The sequence below is a fragment of the Streptomyces sp. NPDC034084 genome, from assembly GCF_055575535.1.
This window is the reverse complement of record NZ_JBVISK010000001.1, coordinates 99393-117390: the sequence shown is the minus strand read 5'-3', so window position 1 is coordinate 117390 and position 17998 is coordinate 99393. Positions and strand designations below refer to the sequence as shown.

The 17998-nt window shown below is 72.1% G+C and carries 17 protein-coding genes and 1 pseudogene; 13 read left to right on the top strand and 5 right to left on the bottom strand.

The features are described 5' to 3' along the window. The first annotated feature begins 109 nt into the window (after positions 1-109). Genes sufD through ACZ51I_RS00540 form a run of 6 tightly spaced genes read left to right on the top strand, consistent with a single transcriptional unit; the run spans position 110 to position 4455 of the window. Positions 110-1288: a Fe-S cluster assembly protein SufD gene (gene sufD / locus ACZ51I_RS00565; protein WP_468870560.1), complete on the top strand. Its 1179-nt coding sequence runs from the start codon at positions 110-112 to the stop codon at positions 1286-1288. Next, the gene (locus ACZ51I_RS00560; RefSeq protein WP_468870559.1) at positions 1288-1605 is read left to right on the top strand and encodes a bifunctional 3-phenylpropionate/cinnamic acid dioxygenase ferredoxin subunit; all 318 of its coding nucleotides are present in this window, start codon (positions 1288-1290) and stop codon (positions 1603-1605) included. Before sufD ends, ACZ51I_RS00560 begins: the two co-directional genes overlap by 1 nt. Before the next feature lie 7 nt (positions 1606-1612). Next, positions 1613-2380 (top strand): Fe-S cluster assembly ATPase SufC, encoded by a 768-nt coding sequence (gene sufC / locus ACZ51I_RS00555; protein WP_384143233.1) that lies wholly within the window; start codon positions 1613-1615, stop codon positions 2378-2380. Continuing rightward, positions 2377-3645, top strand: a complete 1269-nt coding sequence (locus ACZ51I_RS00550) for a cysteine desulfurase (RefSeq protein WP_468870558.1) — start codon at positions 2377-2379, stop codon at positions 3643-3645. Before sufC ends, ACZ51I_RS00550 begins: the two co-directional genes overlap by 4 nt. Positions 3646-3655: 10 nt before the next feature. Then, positions 3656-4120 carry a Fe-S cluster assembly sulfur transfer protein SufU gene (gene sufU / locus ACZ51I_RS00545; protein WP_468870556.1) on the top strand — a complete coding sequence of 155 codons (465 nt, stop codon included), beginning with the start codon at positions 3656-3658 and terminating at the stop codon, positions 4118-4120. Further along, complete coding sequence (locus ACZ51I_RS00540; RefSeq protein WP_468870554.1) at positions 4117-4455, top strand: metal-sulfur cluster assembly factor; 339 nt, start codon at positions 4117-4119, stop codon at positions 4453-4455. The genes sufU and ACZ51I_RS00540 overlap by 4 nt, the downstream gene beginning before the upstream one ends. A gap of 69 nt (positions 4456-4524) precedes the next feature. Here ACZ51I_RS00540 and ACZ51I_RS00535 read toward each other — a convergent pair whose 3' ends face one another. Continuing rightward, positions 4525-5568, bottom strand: a complete 1044-nt coding sequence (locus tag ACZ51I_RS00535; RefSeq protein WP_468870553.1) for a DUF7847 domain-containing protein — start codon at positions 5566-5568, stop codon at positions 4525-4527. A 287-nt stretch (positions 5569-5855) separates the two neighbouring features. Here ACZ51I_RS00535 and dapD point away from each other — a divergent pair, with 287 nt between their 5' ends. Continuing rightward, positions 5856-6839 carry a 2,3,4,5-tetrahydropyridine-2,6-dicarboxylate N-succinyltransferase gene (dapD, locus tag ACZ51I_RS00530; RefSeq protein ID WP_468870551.1) on the top strand — a complete coding sequence of 328 codons (984 nt, stop codon included), beginning with the start codon at positions 5856-5858 and terminating at the stop codon, positions 6837-6839. A 15-nt stretch (positions 6840-6854) separates the two neighbouring features. Here the strand turns inward: dapD and dapA are convergent, their stop codons facing one another. Next, positions 6855-7742: a 4-hydroxy-tetrahydrodipicolinate synthase gene (gene dapA, locus ACZ51I_RS00525; protein WP_468870549.1), complete on the bottom strand. Its 888-nt coding sequence runs from the start codon at positions 7740-7742 to the stop codon at positions 6855-6857. Positions 7743-7875: 133 nt separating this feature from the next. On the opposite strand from dapA, the gene ACZ51I_RS00520 reads away from it, so the two are divergent. After that, positions 7876-8631, top strand: coding sequence for an SDR family NAD(P)-dependent oxidoreductase (locus ACZ51I_RS00520; protein WP_468870547.1), 756 nt, complete (start codon positions 7876-7878; stop codon positions 8629-8631). Between the two features lie 33 nt (positions 8632-8664). On the opposite strand, the gene ACZ51I_RS00515 is transcribed toward ACZ51I_RS00520, so the two are convergent. Further along, positions 8665-9123 (bottom strand): GNAT family N-acetyltransferase, encoded by a 459-nt coding sequence (locus tag ACZ51I_RS00515; RefSeq protein ID WP_468870545.1) that lies wholly within the window; start codon positions 9121-9123, stop codon positions 8665-8667. A 156-nt stretch (positions 9124-9279) separates the two neighbouring features. Between ACZ51I_RS00515 and ACZ51I_RS00510 the strand changes: the two genes are divergently transcribed. Beyond that, positions 9280-9609 carry an antibiotic biosynthesis monooxygenase gene (locus ACZ51I_RS00510; protein WP_468871656.1) on the top strand — a complete coding sequence of 110 codons (330 nt, stop codon included), beginning with the start codon at positions 9280-9282 and terminating at the stop codon, positions 9607-9609. Positions 9610-9618: 9 nt separating this feature from the next. On the opposite strand, the gene ACZ51I_RS00505 is transcribed toward ACZ51I_RS00510, so the two are convergent. Beyond that, a complete protein-coding gene (locus ACZ51I_RS00505) occupies positions 9619-11481 on the bottom strand; it encodes an endonuclease/exonuclease/phosphatase family protein (RefSeq protein ID WP_468870544.1) in 1863 nt (620 codons plus the stop codon). A gap of 210 nt (positions 11482-11691) precedes the next feature. Between ACZ51I_RS00505 and ACZ51I_RS00500 the strand changes: the two genes are divergently transcribed. The 4 genes and pseudogenes from ACZ51I_RS00500 (at position 11692) to ACZ51I_RS00485 (ending at position 16682) form a co-directional block, all read left to right on the top strand. After that, positions 11692-13143, top strand: a complete 1452-nt coding sequence (locus ACZ51I_RS00500) for a hypothetical protein (RefSeq protein WP_468870542.1) — start codon at positions 11692-11694, stop codon at positions 13141-13143. A gap of 178 nt (positions 13144-13321) precedes the next feature. Beyond that, complete coding sequence (locus ACZ51I_RS00495; protein WP_468870541.1) at positions 13322-14752, top strand: alkaline phosphatase PhoX; 1431 nt, start codon at positions 13322-13324, stop codon at positions 14750-14752. A gap of 98 nt (positions 14753-14850) precedes the next feature. Further along, a pseudogene (locus ACZ51I_RS00490) lies at positions 14851-15489 on the top strand (GntR family transcriptional regulator); the annotation flags it as partial. Positions 15490-15665: 176 nt separating this feature from the next. After that, positions 15666-16682, top strand: coding sequence for a 1-aminocyclopropane-1-carboxylate deaminase (locus ACZ51I_RS00485; RefSeq protein ID WP_468870539.1), 1017 nt, complete (start codon positions 15666-15668; stop codon positions 16680-16682). Positions 16683-16701: 19 nt separating this feature from the next. On the opposite strand, the gene ACZ51I_RS00480 is transcribed toward ACZ51I_RS00485, so the two are convergent. Next, on the bottom strand, positions 16702-17961 hold the full coding sequence (locus tag ACZ51I_RS00480; RefSeq protein WP_468870538.1) for a TerD family protein: 1260 nt from the start codon (positions 17959-17961) through the stop codon (positions 16702-16704). Positions 17962-17998 lie beyond the last annotated feature (37 nt).

Below are 17998 nucleotides of genomic sequence, written 5' to 3'. Positions count from 1 at the left end.
GCCGCACGACGGCAGGTCCCCGGCCGGCGCCGCAAGGCGCCCGGCCGGACCGGCCCTCCGCCCGGGGCGGGCCCGTAAGACGAGGCAGGAAGAGAGCAACACGACAGCCATGGCTGAGGCTCAGAACATCCCGGCGGGCTCCACCACCGCCGGCTCGATCGCGGTGGCCGCCGAGTCCACCGTCGCCACGCGCATGAGCGCGCCCCCGTCCTTCGACGTCGCGGACTTCCCCGTCCCGCACGGCCGCGAGGAGGAGTGGCGGTTCACTCCGCTGGCTCGACTGCGTGGACTCCACGACGGAACCTTCGGCACCGCCGTCGGCGTCAAGGTCGAGATCGAGGCCCCCGAGGGCGTCACCGTGGAGACCGTCGGCCGTGACGACGAGCGCCTCGGCAAGGCCGGCACGCCCGTCGACCGCGTCGCCGCCCAGGCGTACTCGTCCTTCGAGAAGGCCTCGGTCGTCACCGTCGCCAAGGACGCCGTGCTCACCGAGCCGATCCGCATCTCCGTGCACGGCCAGGGCGGCGTCGCCTTCGGCCACCAGGTGATCGAGCTCGGCGCCTTCGCCGAGGCCGTCGTGGTCCTCGACCACACCGGTGACGCCGTGCTCGCCGCCAACGTGGACTACGTCCTCGGCGACGGCGCCAAGCTGACCGTCGTCTCCGTCCAGGACTGGGACGAGAAGGCCGTCCACGTCGGCCAGCACAACGCGCTGGTCGGCCGCGACGCCTCCTTCAAGTCGGTCGTCGTCACCTTCGGTGGCGACGTCGTCCGCCTCCACCCGCGCGTGGCGTACGCGGCCCCCGGCGGCGAGGCCGAGCTCTTCGGTCTGTACTTCACCGACGCGGGCCAGCACCAGGAGCACCGCCTCCTGGTCGACCACAACACCCCGCACTGCAAGTCCAACGTGGCCTACAAGGGCGCGCTGCAGGGCCAGGACGCGCACGCCGTCTGGATCGGCGACGTGCTCATCCAGGCCGCGGCCGAGGGCACCGACACGTACGAGCTCAACCGGAACCTGGTCCTCACGGACGGCGCCCGGGTCGACTCCGTGCCGAACCTGGAGATCGAGACCGGCGAGATCGCCGGCGCCGGTCACGCCTCGGCCACCGGCCGCTTCGACGACGAGCAGCTCTTCTACCTGATGGCCCGCGGCATCCCGGAGACCGAGGCCCGCCGCCTCGTCGTCCGCGGCTTCTTCGCGGAGCTCGTCCAGCAGATCGGTCTGCCGGACGTCCAGGAGCGGCTCCTCGCCAAGATCGAGGCGGAGCTGGAGGCCTCCGTCTGATGGCCTTCGTCCGAGTCTGCGCGCTGAGCGAGCTGGAGACCGACACCCCGAAGCGGGTCGAGGTCGACGGCACGCCGGTGTCGGTCGTGCACACCGAGGGCGAGGTGTACGCGATCAACGACATCTGCTCGCACGCGAACGTCTCCCTCTCGGAGGGCGAGGTCGAGGACTGCGCGATCGAGTGCTGGCTGCACGGCTCCAGCTTCGACCTGCGCACCGGCAAGCCCTCCGGCCTTCCGGCGACGCGCCCCGTCCCCGTATACCCCGTACAGATCCAAGGGGACGATGTGCTCGTCTCCGTCACCCAGGAGTCCTGAGTCACCCATGGCAACGCTTGAAATCCGCGACCTGCACGTCTCCGTCGAAGCCGAGAACGGCACGAAGGAGATCCTCAAGGGCGTCGACCTGACCGTGAAGCAGGGCGAGACCCACGCCATCATGGGCCCCAACGGCTCCGGCAAGTCGACCCTGGCGTACTCGATCGCCGGGCACCCGAAGTACACGATCACCAGCGGCACCGTCACCCTCGACGGTGAGGACGTCCTGGAGATGTCGGTCGACGAGCGCGCCCGCGCCGGCATGTTCCTGGCCATGCAGTACCCGGTCGAGGTCCCCGGTGTCTCGGTCTCCAACTTCCTGCGCACCTCCGCCACCGCGATCCGCGGTGAGGCCCCCAAGCTGCGCACCTGGGTGAAGGAGGTCAAGTCCGCGATGGAGCAGCTCCAGATGGACCCGGCCTTCGCCGAGCGCAACGTCAACGAGGGCTTCTCCGGCGGCGAGAAGAAGCGCCACGAGATCCTCCAGATGGAGCTCCTCAAGCCGAAGATCGCGATCCTCGACGAGACCGACTCCGGCCTGGACGTCGACGCGCTGCGTCAGGTCTCCGACGGCGTCAACCGCGTCCGTGAGACCGGCGAGGTCGGCACGCTGCTGATCACGCACTACACGCGGATCCTCCGCTACATCAAGCCCGACTTCGTGCACGTGTTCTCCGGCGGCCGCATCGTCGAGTCCGGCGGCGCCGAGCTCGCCGACAAGCTGGAGAACGAGGGCTACGAGGCCTACAGCACGAAGGGTGGCGCATCCGCGTGACTTCTGCCCATCAGGGGCTCTCCGGCCTCCTCGACACCGAGGCGATCCGCAAGGACTTCCCGCTCCTGGATCGCACGGTCCACGACGGCAAGAAGATCGTGTACCTCGACTCCGCGGCGACCTCGCAGAAGCCGCGGCAGGTCCTCGACGCGCTCAACACGTACTACGAGCGTCACAACGCCAACGTCCACCGCGGCGTCTACACGGTCGCCGAGGAGGCGACGGCGCTGTACGAAGGCGCCCGTGACAAGGTCGCGGCCTTCATCAACGCGCCGAGCCGCGACGAGGTGATCTTCACCAAGAACGCCTCCGAGTCGCTCAACCTCGTGGCCAACATGCTGGGCTGGGCCGACGAGCCCTACCGCGTGGACCACGAGACCGAGATCGCCATCACGGAGATGGAGCACCACTCCAACATCGTGCCGTGGCAGCTGCTCTCGCAGCGCACGGGCGCGAAGCTGAAGTGGTTCGGCCTCACCGACGACGGCCGTCTCGACCTCTCGAACATCGAGGAGGTCATCACCGAGAAGACCAAGATCGTCTCGTTCACGCTGGTCTCGAACCTGCTCGGCACGGTCAACCCGGTGGAGACGATCATCCGCCGCGCCCAGGAGGTCGGTGCGCTCGTCTGCATCGACGCCTCCCAGGCGGCCCCGCACATGGTCCTGGACGTGCAGGCGCTCCAGGCCGACTTCGTGGCCTTCACCGGCCACAAGATGTGCGGCCCGACCGGCATCGGCGTGCTGTGGGGACGGCAGGAGCTCCTGGAGGACCTCCCGCCCTTCCTCGGCGGCGGCGAGATGATCGAGACCGTCTCGATGCACTCCTCCACGTACGCTCCGGCCCCGCACAAGTTCGAGGCGGGTACGCCCCCGATCGCCCAGGCCGTCGGCCTCGGCGCGGCCGTGGACTACCTGTCGGCGATCGGCATGGAGAACATCGCGCGCCACGAGCACGCGATCACCGAGTACGCCGTCCGGCGCCTCCAGGAGGTGCCCGACCTGCGCATCATCGGCCCCACCACGGCCGAGGACCGCGGCGCGGCGATCTCCTTCACGCTGGGCGACATCCACCCGCACGACGTGGGCCAGGTCCTCGACGAGGAGGGCATCGCGGTCCGGGTCGGCCACCACTGCGCGCGGCCGGTCTGCCTGCGGTACGGAATTCCTGCGACCACGCGGGCGTCGTTCTATCTGTACTCCACCCCCGGCGAGGTCGACGCCCTGGTCGCGGGTCTGGAGCACGTACGGAACTTCTTCGGCTAGGGGACGGCTCGTGAAGCTGGATTCGATGTACCAGGACGTCATCCTGGACCACTACAAGCACCCCCACGGGCGCGGTCTTCGGGACGGCGACGCCGAGGTGCACCACGTCAACCCCACGTGCGGCGACGAGATCACGCTCCGCGTGAAGTACGACGGCTCGCGCATCGAGGACGTGTCGTACGAGGGCCAGGGCTGCTCCATCAGCCAGGCCTCGGCCTCCGTCCTCAACGAGCTGCTCGTCGGCAAGGAACTGGCCGAGGCGCAGAAGATCCAGGGCACCTTCCTGGAGCTGATGCAGTCCAAGGGCCAGATCGAGCCGGACGAGGCGATGGAGGAGGTCCTGGAGGACGCGGTCGCGTTCGCCGGGGTCTCCAAGTACCCCGCCCGTGTGAAGTGCGCGCTGCTCAGCTGGATGGCGTGGAAGGACGCGACCGCCCAGGCCCTGGGCGACGCGGCGGAGAGGAAGTCGGCATGACCGAGAACGCCGAGGCCACGATGAAGCCGGCCTCCGAGGAAGAAGTCCGTGAGGCGCTGTACGACGTCGTCGACCCCGAGCTGGGCATCGACGTCGTCAACCTGGGCCTGATCTACGGCATCCACATCGACGACTCGAACATCGCGACCCTGGACATGACCCTGACGTCGGCGGCCTGCCCGCTGACCGATGTGATCGAGGACCAGGCGAAGTCCGCGACGGACGGCATCGTCCGCGAGCTGAAGATCAACTGGGTCTGGATGCCCCCGTGGGGCCCGGACAAGATCACGGACGACGGCCGCGAGCAGCTGCGCGCCCTCGGCTTCAACGTCTGATCGCAGGTGTACGTGAGAACGGCCGCGCCCCTCGGGGGCGCGGCCGTTCCGCGTTCGTCTGTCCACGCCCTAGAGGAGTCCGGCCGCCCGGGCGAGTTCGGGGGCCAGGTTCTCCTTGCGGATGCGCTGGTCCACGTAGAGCAGGGCGGTCACCAGGGGCGGGAAGAAGGACACCACTGCCTGGCTGATCAGCTGGACCACGGCGAGGAAGGCGAAGAGGACCGCGAAGGAGGCGATCAGGGTGGCGGGCTCGTCGCTGGAGAAGTCCGTCGCCGCAAGCGGGGCCGAGGCCAGCAGGGAGAAGACCTGCTGGATCAGCATGCTCACCACGGAGGCCATCAGACCGGCGGCGAGCAGGAAGCCGAACACCCGCCACCAGGAGCCCCGTACCAGGGACGAGGAGCGGCGCATCGAGGCGAGGGCGCCCTGCCCCTCGATCACGGCCGCCGCCGGGGCCAGGCTGAACTTCACCCAGATCCAGAGCGCGACCGGCAGGGTGACCATCGCGCCGGCGAACGCCAGGAACGGCGCGATCAGCGGGCCGGTCCGGACCGCGAGCAGCGCCACGGTCAGGGCGACGAAGGCCCCCAGGAAGAGCACCGCCGGGAGCAGCAGCGCCAGCGAGGTCAGCAGCACGGTGCCGAAGATGGCGGGCGTGCGGGCCCAGGCCCGGCGCCACACCGCGCCGAAGGTCGTCGGCCGGCCGAGGACCGCCTCCTGGACCACCACCGGGCAGGCGGCCGCCACCACGGTGTTGGCGCAGAGGAACACGATCACGGCGACCACCCAGATGGAGCCGAAGGCGACGAGCAGCGGCCGGATGTCCTCCCACCGGGGGTCCTGGCCCGCCGGCAGGTCGAAGACGGCGAGGTCTCCGACGGCCGCGTACGCGATGCCGATCGCCGCGCCGACGACCAGGACCGCGCCGCCGTACACGGCTCCCGCCACCCCGAGCAGCTGCTTCCAGTAGCGGCCGAAGGTGGAGAAGGCGCCGCTCAGGATCGTGCCGAAGCCGAGCGGCGCCAGGGGTATCACGCCGGGCTTCGGCGGAGGGGGCGGCGGCGGATAGCCATAGCCGTAGGGCGGACCTGGCGGACCTGGGGGATACGTCATGCGGGACACCGTATAGGGCGGCGATGTGGCGGGGCCGACGAGGACTTCGCGCGGCTGCCGCGCGAGGACCCCGCCCCGCGCCCGGTCGCCGTCCTGGAAGGCATCTGCCTCCGGCTCCTGCTCATCGACGGCGGCTACGACGAGGAGTACGCGCGCGTGACCCCCGCCCGGGACCTGAACGAAGCACCGAAGCCGCCCGTCGGGGGCTCGTCGGAACCTCCCGCTGACTCGACCGACACCTGAGACCGGTTGGCCGGGGCGGGGGCCCGCCGGTTAGGTTTTCCGTCATGACCACTGCTCCTCGCACCACCGGCGCCGTCGCCGCCGGCCTCGCCACCCTCGCCGGCGACGGCACCGTTCTCGACACCTGGTTCCCCGCCCCCGAGCTGACCGACGCGGCCGGCCCGGCCGGCACCGAGCGCCTCACCCCCGACGAGGCCGTCAACGCCCTCGGCGAAGGCGCCGCCAAGGCCCTCGGCGTGGACGCCCGCCGGGGCGTCGAGGTGGTCGCCGTCCGCACCGTCATCGCCTCGCTCCACGAGAAGCCGCTCGACGCCCACGACGCCTACCTCCGTCTCCACCTGCTGAGCCACCGGCTGGTCAAGCCGCACGGCCAGAGCCTCGACGGCGTCTTCGGCCTGCTCGCCAACGTCGCCTGGACCTCGCTCGGCCCGGTCGCCGTCGACGACATCGAGAAGGTCCGGCTCAACGCCCGCGCCGAGGGCCTGCACCTCCAGGTGACCTCGATCGACAAGTTCCCGCGCATGACGGACTACGTCGTGCCCGCCGGGGTCCGCATCGCCGACGCCGACCGCGTCCGCCTCGGCGCCCACCTCGCCGCCGGTACCACCGTCATGCACGAGGGCTTCGTCAACTTCAACGCCGGCACCCTCGGCACCTCGATGGTCGAGGGCCGCATCTCCGCCGGCGTCGTCGTCGGCAACGGCTCCGACATCGGCGGCGGCGCCTCCACCATGGGCACCCTCTCCGGTGGCGGCAACGTCGTCATCTCGATCGGCGAGCGCTGCCTGATCGGCGCCGAGGCGGGCGTCGGCATCGCGCTCGGCGACGAGTGCGTCGTCGAGGCCGGTCTGTACGTCACCGCCGGCACCCGGGTCACCATGCCCGACGGCCAGATCGTGAAGGCCCGCGAGCTCTCCGGCGCCTCGAACATCCTCTTCCGCCGCAACTCGGTCACCGGCGCCGTCGAGGCCCGCCCGAACAACGCGGTCTGGGGCGGCCTCAACGACATCCTGCACAGCCACAACTGATCCGGAGGCTCCGCGTCAGCGGAGCGCGGAGTCCACCCGGACCAGCGCCTCGTGCGCCGCGCGCAGCCCGTCGGCCGTCTCCCGGCCGGCGGGCTGCAGCGGTTCGCGCACCGGGCCGCCGAGCAGCGCCTTCACGGTCACCGTGCCCGGCAGGCCCGAGGCCATCATCAGCTCGGCCAGCGGCAGGGTCCGGGCGTGGAGCCGGGCCGCGCCCGCGGTGTCGCCCGCGTCGAAGGCGTCGAGGACCGCGCGCAGCTGACGCGGCGCCACGTTCGCCACCGTACTGACGTAGCCGGCGCCGCCCACCGCGTACAGCGGCAGGTTCAGCTCCTCGCAGCCCGAGTAGTACGCGAGCCCCGTCTCCGCGATCAGCCGCGCCGAGCCGAGCAGGTCGTACGCGCAGTCCTTCACCGCCACGATCCGGGGGTGCCGGGCGAGCCGCCGCATCGTCGCGGGCTCGACCCGGGTGCCGGTGCGGCCGGGGATGTCGTAGACCATCACCGGAAGACCGGTCGCGTCCGCGACCTTCAGGAAGTGCGCCTCGACGGCCGCCTGCGGGGGACGGCTGTAGTACGGGGTGACCACGAGCAGCCCGTCCGCCCCCGCCTCCTCGGCCTGCCGGGCGAGCTCCGCGGTGTGCCGGGTGTCGGAGGTCCCCACCCCCGTGAGGACCGAGGGGCCGGGGCCGACCGCCTCGCGGACGGCGCGGACGAGCGCGGCCTTCTCGGCGTCGGTGGTGGTCGGGGACTCGCCCGTGGTGCCGTTGAGGACCAGCCCGTCGCAGCCCTCCCCGACCAGCCGGACGGCGAGGTCGCCCGCCGCGTCGAGGTCCAGCCCGCCGGCGGGGGTGAACGGGGTGACCATCGCGCAGAGGGCGCGCCCGAAGGGACGTTCAGTGTTCATCCGAGAAGTCTGTGCCCGAGCGACCGTGAAGGTCCACTTAGATCTGCTTGGTTCGAGATTTCAGTTTCTGTGAACGGTGGCCGTCTGGCATGATCGGCCGGGCGCGACAGGGGGACATGGAGAACAGCACAGCATGAGCTCACACAGCACAGCCGACGAACGGCGCGTCGCCCTCGTCACCGGCTCGTCCTCGGGCATCGGAGCGGCCGTCGCCCGACGGCTCGCCGACGCCGGCTTCCGGGTCGTCGTCAACTCCGCCCGGTCGGCCGAAGCGGGCCGGGCCCTCGCCGCCGCACTGCCGGACGCCGTCCACGTCCAGGCCGACGTCTCCGACGAAGCCCAGGCCGCCGGGCTCGTCGCGGCCGCCGTGGAGGCGTACGGCCGGCTCGACCTCCTCGTCAACTGCGCGGGCACCACCCGGTTCATCCCGCACGACGACCTCGAAGCCGCCTCGCCCGAGGTGTGGCGCCACCTCTACGACGTCAACGTCATCGGCGTCTGGCAGACCGTCACCGCCGCCGTCCCGCACCTGCGGAAGACCCGCGGCGCCATCGTGAACGTCTCCTCCCAGGCCGGCGTCCGGCCGGGCGGCAGCTCCATCCCGTACGCCGTCTCCAAGGCCGCCGTCAACCACATGACCAAGCTCCTCGCCAAGACCCTCGGCCCCGACATCCGCGTCAACGCGGTTGCGCCCGGACTCGTCGACACCCCCTGGTTCGACGGGGTGGAGGGCGCCGACGCCGCCAAGGAACACGTCGCCGGGGTCGTCCCGCTGCGCCGGATCGGCCGCCCCGAGGACATCGCCGGAGCGGTCTTCGACCTGGCCCACGCCTCGTACATCACCGGCGAGGTGCTCCTCGTCGACGGCGGCGGGCATCTGCTCGGCTAGGGCCTGCTGCTGGATCAGGACCGGAAAAAGCCCCTAGAGCGCCAGCTTGAAGCCGTCGTGGCTGCGCGCGAAGCCCAGCGAGGCGTAGAAGCGGTGGGCCTCGGTCCGCCGCTTGGCGCTGGTCAGCTGGACGAGCGCGCAGCCGCGCTCCCTCGCGCGCGCCACGGCCCGCTCCATCAGCTCCCGGCCGAGCCCGCCGCCGCGCCGGTCGGCCCTGATCCGGACCGCCTCGATCAGGGCCCGCTCGGCGCCGCCCCTGCCGAGCCCCGGGATGTACGTCGCCTGGAGGCAGCCCAGGACGAGGCCGCCGTCCACCAGGACCAGCACCTCGTTGCGCGGATCGTCCTCGATGGCCGCGAAGGCCCGCTCGTACGCCTCGGTGACGACGACCGACGCGGGGTCCACGACCGTGTCCTCGTCGGCGAGCAGGGCGAGGACGGCGGGCAGTTCAGCGCGGGTGGCGGGGCGGAGGGCGAGGTCGCGAAGGATCACGACGCGAAGTCTCCCACGACGAAGGCCCTTGACCTCGACCTTGGTTGAGGGGGGACGGTGGAGTCATCCGAGGAACAGGAGATTCCATGAACGCCGTCGCCCCCCCGATGCCCGGTCCACCGCTCCACCGGCGGCGGCGCGTCGAGCACGGGGGAGCTGCCCGTCGTCGTCATCGTCGAAGCCGACTTCGACGGGCCCGGCGCGGGGCGCCGGGAGGAGTGGGTGGACACCGTGTTCGCCGCCCTGGACGAGGACGCGGCGGCGCGACCGGTGCCCGGCGGGATCAGCGCCCAGTTCCATCTGTCCACCGACGGCGGCCGGGTCCTGAACTACGCCGAGTGGGACAGTGAGCAGGCCCATGGGGAGTGGTCGGCCGACGAGGCCCCGCTGAGCGAGGCGTGGAAGCGGGTGCGGCACCACCCCGGGCTCGTGGGCGGCAGGGTGCGGCGGTACACGCCCGCGCTCGGTCTGAACGCGGGCGTGTGACGGGGGCCGTCAGGGGCGGAAGCGCAGGACCTGGGGGTCGTGGTCGCTGTCCTGGTCGGCGAACTCGGCGTTGATGTGGACGCTGTCGTACTCGAAGTGGTGGACGCCGGGGCTGGTCAGGATCTGGTCGAGGACCTGGCTGTTGCCCTGGTACACGTACGAGTAGCGCTCGCTGCGCGGCAGCGACTTCACGGCCGGGTACAGCGCGCCGCCGTCCGTCAGCGCCTGCGTGGTGCCGGAGAACTCGAAGTCGTTGATGTCGCCGACGACGAGGACGTCCGCCTGCTTCTCGACGGCGACGATGTCCTTCACGAAGGCGTTGACGGCCTGGGCCTGGAGCAGCCGCTTGGCGTCGGAGGAACGGTTCGGCGGCTGGTGGTGCGAGACGATGGACTCGTCGCCGCCCTTCGAGCCGAAGTGGTTGGCGATCACGAAGACCGTGCGGCCGCGGAAGACGAACTCGCCCGCGAGCGGCTTGCGGCTGCTCTCCCAGGCGGCGTTCGCCGGGTCGACGCGGCCGGGGGAGAGGGTCAGCGCGGCGTGGCCCTTGGTGCCCGTCACGGCGGTGGCGGTGGTCGCGTCGCCGCCCGCGCGGTCCGTGAAGGAGACCCGCTCGGGGTTGAAGAGGAAGACCTGACGGATGTTGCCGCCGGGCTCGCCGCCGTCCTTGCCGTTCTCCGGGTCGATCGAGCGCCACTCGTACGCCGGGCCGCCGGCCGCCACGATCGCGTCCGTGAACTTCTTCACCGTCACGTCCGCGGCGACCGTGCCGTCGTTCTTGGCGCCGTTGTTGTCCTGGATCTCCTCCAGGGCGACGATGTCGGGGGAGGCGAGGTTCTCGACGACCGCCTTCGCGAGCGCGTCGAACTTCTCCTGCGGGTCGCTCGGGTCGAGGTTCTCGACGTTGTACGTCGCCACGGCCAGCTCGTTCTTGTGCTGCCTGTCCGTGGTCTCGCGCTCCAGGCCCTCGTCGACGACCGTGCCGAGGGTGCGGGCGGTCAGCGTGTAGCCGCCGAACTGGTTGAAGTCGAGCGGGCCCTCGGTGGTGCCGGTCAGCCGGTCGCCCACGTTCGCCTTGGGGAAGGGCTGCTGGGCCAGCGGGGTCAGCGACTGGATCTGGAGCCGGCCGGTGTTCTGGGACTCGTACGAGCCGTAGACCGTGCCGCCGCGCAGGTTGCGGTTCTCCCAGGGCTTCACCGTCACCCAGAGCTCCGCGTACGGGTCGGTGGCGCCGACGATCCGCGAGGAGTCGATCCGGACGTTGGTGCCCTCCAGGGACTCGTAGTAGTCCAGGGCGTACGTCTCGGGGTCCAGGGTGAGGCCGTTGATCGAGCCGCCCGCTGCCGGGTCTCCCTCGGGGGCGTACTCCTCGGGCACCGACCAGGCCGAGATCGTCACCGGGGCCGGGACCGGGTTGCCCTTCGAGACGACGGTGACGACCGGCTTGGAGATCTGGGTCAGCGACTGGTTGCCCGAGGCCAGGCCGCCGGGGACGTACTCGGTGACCGTGCCGTTCAGGCTGACCGCGTCGCCGACGGCGACGGTCGGGACGGAGCTGGTGAAGACGAAGATGCCTTCGCTGGTGGCCGGGTTCGCGTCGGCCTCCGGGTCCTGGATCCAGAATCCACGCGAGCCGTAGGTGCGGACGCCGGTGACGATGCCCGTGACGCCGGTGACCTGCTTGCCGACGAGGGGGGAGACGCGCGTCGTGCCCTGGATGTCGTGGACGCGGACGCCGGCGGCGCTCTCGGCGGTGAGCTCCGATGCGGCGCTCTCCGCGGCGGCGCTCGACGAGCCCGCGAGCAGCCCCGCGGCGAGGGCGGAGGCGACGACGGCGGAGACCGCGGCGAATCTCGGTATGGACGAAGACATCAGAGGCTCCGAGGGTGCTTGGAGGAAAGGCAGATGGATCTACGCGCGTCAATCTCTTGCGAGACCCCCGCACTTGTCAAGGGTCGACGGGTGTACGAAGGCTGACGGATCCGTGAACCGGCTGACCGGGTCCCGGATGCGTCTACCCTGAGGACCGCTCTCCGAGCCCCCTTCACCTTCACCCCCGCACGCGTCGAGGAGATCCCACAGATGTCAGAGCACCCCACCCTTCCCCCCGTTCGGCTGCGTGCGGACGCGGAGCTGGCGCGGGACGCCCTGGCCGCCCCCCTCCTCGCCCAGGCGGTCCGGCTCGCCCGCTGGGCGGGGCCCGAGACCCGGGTCGACGCGGGCGGCGAGCTCGTCGACGAGCAACTCCCCGAGGCCGCCGGGGTCCTCGGGCTCGCCGACGACGAGGACGGCGAGACCTGGGCCGGCGACGCCTGGCGGCTCGCCGTCGACACCGGGCTCGTCGCCGTCGAGGACGGCGAGGAGCGCGAGGACGCCGACGTCCCCGGGCGGGCCGGCCCCGGCGAGAACCTCGCGCTGGTCACGGGCGGTTCGCCCCAGGACGTCCTCGGCCTCTGGCTGGACGGCTTCGACGCCGTCTTCGCCGACGCCGTCGCCCCCGTCCTCGACGACCTGGACGCGATCCTCGGCGAGGACGGCGAGATCGACTTCGAGGCGCTCGACTGGGACCCCGAGACGGAGGCCGATTTCCTGGAGGGCGTCCTCGGCAACCTCTACCTCCTGACCGTCAGCGAGGGCGGTGCCGGTGAGGGCCCCGTGCCGCTGCCCGCGCTCGCCGCGTCGATGGTCGTACCCGACGACATGGGCGAGCCCACCGACGACGTCCTGGAGCAGGTCTCGGACGCGATGATGCGGCTCGACGAGCAGTTCCGGCTGCTCGAACCGATCGGGCTCGTCGAGTACCAGCCCGTCGACGAGGCCCTGATGGCCGAGGAGGGCGAGGAGCCCGCGCCGCCCGTCGACGACGAGGACGTCACCCGCTACGGCATGGTCCGGCTCACCCCGCTCGGGCTCTACGGCGTCCGGGCCCGGATGCTGGAGGCCGGCGTGGACGCCCCCGCCGTCGGCGACCTGACGGACAAGGGCGCCGACGCGCTCCTCGACGGGATCGCCGGCTACCCGGAGGCCGCGGCCCGTGAGGAGACCGCCGCGTGGCTGGCCGGCCGGGACGCGCCCGGCGCGGCCCGCGAGCTGCTGCACGCCGCCCGGGGCACCGACCCGGGCGCCCCGCTGCGCCGCCTCCACTGCCAGCAGACGCTGTCCCTGGTGGGCGCCGAGGCGGAGCCCGCCGTGCGGGAGGTCCTGGACGACGCGGAACTCGGCGGTCTCGCCCGGGTCTGGCTCGCCGAGCGCGGCGCGACGGACGTGCCCGCGCCGCCGGAGTCGATGATCTTCTGGCTGGCGATCGACACGATCGCGGCGCAGCTCGACTCGGACGGCGACCTGGAGGAACTCCAGGAGCTGATCGAGGGCCTCACCGGCCGCCACAGCGGTTTCTTCGAGGCGGCCTGGCGGGTGGAGCACCCGGCGACGGCAGAGGTCCTGGAGGCGATGGGCCGCCTCCACCGGGACAAGCCCGCGGCGAAGGAGGCCCGCAAGGCCGCCTTCAAGGCCCGCTCCCGGTCGGGCTCCTGAGCCGGGGGCGGTGAACGCGGGGGTCGCCGGCGCCCCGGCGCGGTGACACCGGGGCCGCCGGCCTCCGGTGTCGTGCCGTGGGGCGCCCGGTGGTGTTTCCGTCGTGTTCAGGCGGTGTTCTCGGGGGCGCGGCAGGGTGGCCCGCGAGATCCGGCCACCACAGGGAGACCCCACCACCATGCCGCTCAACCGCAGAGAGTTCACCCAGCAGTCCGCCCTCGCCGGCGCCGGCCTCGTGCTCACCGGGGTCGTCGGGGCGCTCGCCACCGCGCCCGAGGCGCTCGCGTCCGACGAGCCGGAGGCGTACGGGGCGGGCCACGGGCACGGCCACGGCCACGCGCTCGGGTACGGGCCGCTCGTCGCCGACCCCGACGGGATGCTCGCCCTGCCCGAGGGGTTCTCGTACCGCGTCGTCACCCACAGCGGCGTGACCCGGCTGGAGTCCGGCGAGTTCACGCCGTCCAACCACGACGGCACCGCCGCCTTCGCCGGGCCGCGCGGCACCACGTACCTGGTCAACAACCACGAGCTCAAGGGCCCCCGCGCCTCGTGGGCCCACCCCGTCCCGCTCGCGGAGGGGCTCGTCTACGACCCGGCCGCGGCCGGCGGCTGCACCGTCGTCGAGGTCCACCGCGACGGCACCGTCGCCGAGTGGGTCGGCATCGCCGGCACCTCCACCAACTGCGCGGGCGGCCGCACCGCCTGGGGCACCTGGCTGACCGGTGAGGAGACCGAGGACCTCGCCGGTAAGAACGGCATGACCAAGGACCACGGCTACATCTTCGAGGTCGACCCGCGCGACCGCCGCGCCAACCTCGCCCCGAAGCCCGTCAAGGCCTTCGGGCGCTACGCCCACGAGGCCGTCGTCATCGACCCCAAGCGCGGCCACGCCTACCTCACCGAGGACGCCTCGGGACCCAACGGGCTGCTCTTCCGCTGGGTGCCGCCGCAGGGCTTCGAGCACGGCCGCGGGAAGCTCCGTACCCTCGCCGACGACGCCGGTGTGCTCCAGGCCTTCAAGTGCGTCGACTCCTCGGGCCGTTTCGTGGACGACCTGTCCCGCGCCTCCCGGATCGGCACCGTCTACGGCGTCGACTGGGTCGACGTCCCCGACCGCGACGCCCGCACCACCCCCGTCCGCAAGCAGTTCACGGACGGCCAGGTCACCCGCGCCCGCAAGCTGGAGGGCATGTGGTGGGCCGACGGCGGCGCGTACGTCGTCTCCTCCTACGCGCGCGAGGAGAGCCCCGGCGCGGCGCACGACGGCCAGGTCTGGTTCTACGACCCGAAGCGCCGCACCCTCACCCTCAAGGTGCTCCTCGGGGTGAACGCGGCCCCCGACGAGGACGGCGCCTTCGACGGCCCCGACAACATCACCGTCTCCCCGTACGGCGGTCTCGTCATCGCCGAGGACGGCGAGGGCGTCCAGCACCTCTTCGGCGCGACCGACTCGGGCCGCACCTACCCGATCGCCCGCAACGACCTCAACGACAGCGAGTTCACCGGTGTCGTCTTCTCGCCCGACGGCGAGACACTGTTCGCCAACATCCAGACACCGGGCATCATGGTGGCGATCACCGGCCCCTGGCGCCGCCAGCCCCGCCGCTGAGGCCGCTGAACCGCTGAGACGGCTGAGACCACTGCGACCGTTGAGGCCGGAACTGATCTCTGGTCAGCTCCATGGACTGACATCTAACATGTCAGTCCATGGACGCACTGCGGCCCGTGGGCCGGACCCTGCTGCGTGACCGGGCGTACGAGGCGCTGCGCGAGGCCATCGTGCGCGGCGACCTCGCGCCGGGCGCCTCACTGAAGGACGCCGATCTCGCCGAACGGCTCGGGCTCTCGCGCGCACCCGTGCGCGAGGCCCTGGCCCGGCTCGGCGACGAGGGGCTCGTCGAGTCCAAGCCGCAGAGCTACACCCGGGTCACCCGGCCGGTCAGCCGGGTCGTCCGGGACGCGGCCTCGGTGGTGCGGGTGATGCACGAGCTCGCCGCCAGGACCGGCGTGCCGCTGCTCGGCCCCGAGGGCATCCGCACCATGCGCGAGGCCAACGAGCGCTTCGCGGCTGCTGTCCGCGCCTCCGACGTGGAGGCCGCCCTGAACGCCGACGACGAGCTCCACCAGGTCCTCGTCATCGCCAGCGGCAACCACGCCGCCGCCGCGACGATCGCCCGCTACACCCCCCTGATCCGCCGCGTCGAGCGGCGTCTCTTCGGCGACTCCGGGAGCTGCGGATCGGCCGAACTGCACGCCCGGCTCATCGAGGCGTGCGCGGCGGGGGACGCGGAGGAGGCGGTGCGGGTCACCACGGAGATCTGGGCGGCCCTGGAGCAACTGGCCGACGACGCCATCGAGGTGGCCGAGGTCACCGGCATCCCCGCGCCCGCCGGTCCTCCCGCGCCCGCCGGTCCTTCCGCGCCCGCCGGTCCTTCCGCGCCCGCCGGTCCTTCCGCGCCCGCCGGGCGTCCGTAGCGCGTTCACGCCCGTCGACCAGCCGCCGTCACCCACCGGGAGCCGCTTTGCCCCTCACCGACTTCGACCGCTACCCGCTCCTCTTCGGGCCCTCCCCGGTCCACCCGCTGGAACGGCTCAGCCACCACCTCGGCGGCGCCGCCCTCTGGGCCAAGCGCGAGGACTGCAACTCCGGTGTCGCGTACGGCGGGAACAAGACCCGCAAGCTGGAGTACCTGGTCGCCGACGCGCTCGCCCAGGGCTGCGACACCCTCGTCTCCATCGGCGGGGTCCAGTCCAACCACACCCGCCAGGTCGCCGCCGTCGCCGCCCGCGCCGGCCTGAAGTGCGTCCTCGTCCAGGAGAGCTGGGTCGACTGGCCCGACTCCGTCTACGACAAGGTCGGCAACATCCTCATCAGCCGCCTCGCGGGCGCCGACGTGCGCCTGGTGAGGGCCGGTTTCGGCATCGGCTTCAAGGAGAGTTGGGAGCAGGCCCTGCGGGAGGTGGAGGAGGGCGGCGGGAAGCCGTACGCGATCCCGGCGGGCGCCTCCGACCACCGGCTGGGCGGCCTCGGCTTCGCGAACTGGGCGTACGAGGTGGCCGAGCAGGAACGCGCGCTCGGCGTCTTCTTCGACACGGTCGTCGTCTGCTCGGTGACCGGCTCCACCCAGGCCGGCATGGTCGCGGGCTTCGCCGCGCTCGCAGAGGAGGGCGGCCCGGCCCGCCGGATCGTCGGGATCGACGCCTCCGCGAAGCCCGCCCCCACGCACGAGCAGATCACCCGGATCGCCCGGAACACCGCCGCGCTCATCGGCGTCGAGCGCGAGGTGACGGCCGCCGACGTCGAACTGGACGACCGGTACCACGCCGGGGTGTACGGCGTCCCGGACGAGACCACCCTCGACGCGATGAAGCTCGCGGCCCGCACCGAGGGCATGGTCACCGACCCCGTGTACGAGGGGAAGTCGATGGCGGGCCTGATCGACCTGGTGGACCGGGGAGAGATCGGCCGGGACTCGACCGTGCTCTACGCCCACCTCGGCGGCCAGCCCGCCCTCAACGCCTACAGCGCGCTCTTCTGATCCGGGGAGGGCCGGTCGCTCAGAGCGCCTGGGCGGCCGGCTTCACCATGCCCCGGACGGTCCGCGACTTCACGAACTCGCCGATCGCCGTCATCTCCCACTCGCCGCTGAACTGCTTGACGAGCTTGGCCATCATCACGCCGGTCTGCGGCTCGGCGGTCGTCAGGTCGAAGCGGACCAGCTCCTCGCCGGTCGCCGCGTCGATCAGCCGGCAGTAGGCCTTGGCGACCTCGGTGAACTTCTGGCCGGAGAAGGAGTTCACCGTGAAGACGAGACCGGTGGTGTCGGCCGGGAGGCGGCCGAGGTCGACGACGATCACCTCGTCGTCGCCCGCGCCCTCGCCGGTGAGGTTGTCGCCGGAGTGCTTGACCGAGCCGTTCAGGATGGACAGCTTGCCGAAGTAGCAGCTGTCCAGGTGGTTGCGCTGGGGGCCGTACGCGATGACGGAGGCGTCCAGGTCGATGTCCTTGCCCCGGTAGGCGGGCTCCCAGCCGAGGCCCATCTTGACCTGGGAGAGCAGCGGGCGGCCGCCCTTGACCAGGGACACCGTCTGGTTCTTCTGGAGGTTGACCCGGCCCTTGTCGAGGTTGATCTTGCCGCTGGAGCCGGGGGCGGCGGCAGCGGCGGCCAGGGGAGCGGCCGGGGCCGTGGCGGCGATGCGCGGGTCCATCGGGGCGGCGGGCGGCGCGGGCGGCACCGGCGGGGCGGCAGGGGCCGGGGCGACGGGGGCCGGGGTGACGGGGGTCGGTGTGACGGGCGCCGGGGCGGCGGCGGGCTCGTCGTCCACCGAGACGCCGAAGTCGGTCGCGATGCCGGCGAGACCGTTCGCGTACCCCTGGCCCACCGCGCGGGCCTTCCACGCTCCGCCCCGCAGATAGATCTCGACGACCACCAGCGCCGTCTCCGTGGCCAGCCGCGGCGGGGTGAACGTGGCGAGCACGCTGCCGTCGTCCGCGTTGCGGATGGTGGCCGTGGGCTCGATGCCCTGGAAGGTCTGGCCCGCGGCGTCCGGGCTGGCGGTCACGACGATCCTCTCGATGCCGGCCGGGACGGCGCCGGTGTCCACCAGGATCGCGTCGGGCGCCGCCCCGCCGCCGGACCGGTAGGTGACACCGGGCCCGGTGGGCTGGTTGTAGAAGATGAAGTCGTCGTCGGAGCGCACCTTGCCGTCGGCGCCGAGCAGCAGGCCCGAGACGTCGAGCCGCACGGGCGCGGCGACGTCCACCGCCACGCGCGTGGCGGTGAGAGGAATGTTCGAGCCGGGGGTCATAGCGGTCATGCCAGGGCTAACGATCCGGCCCCCTTTGCCGTTCCCT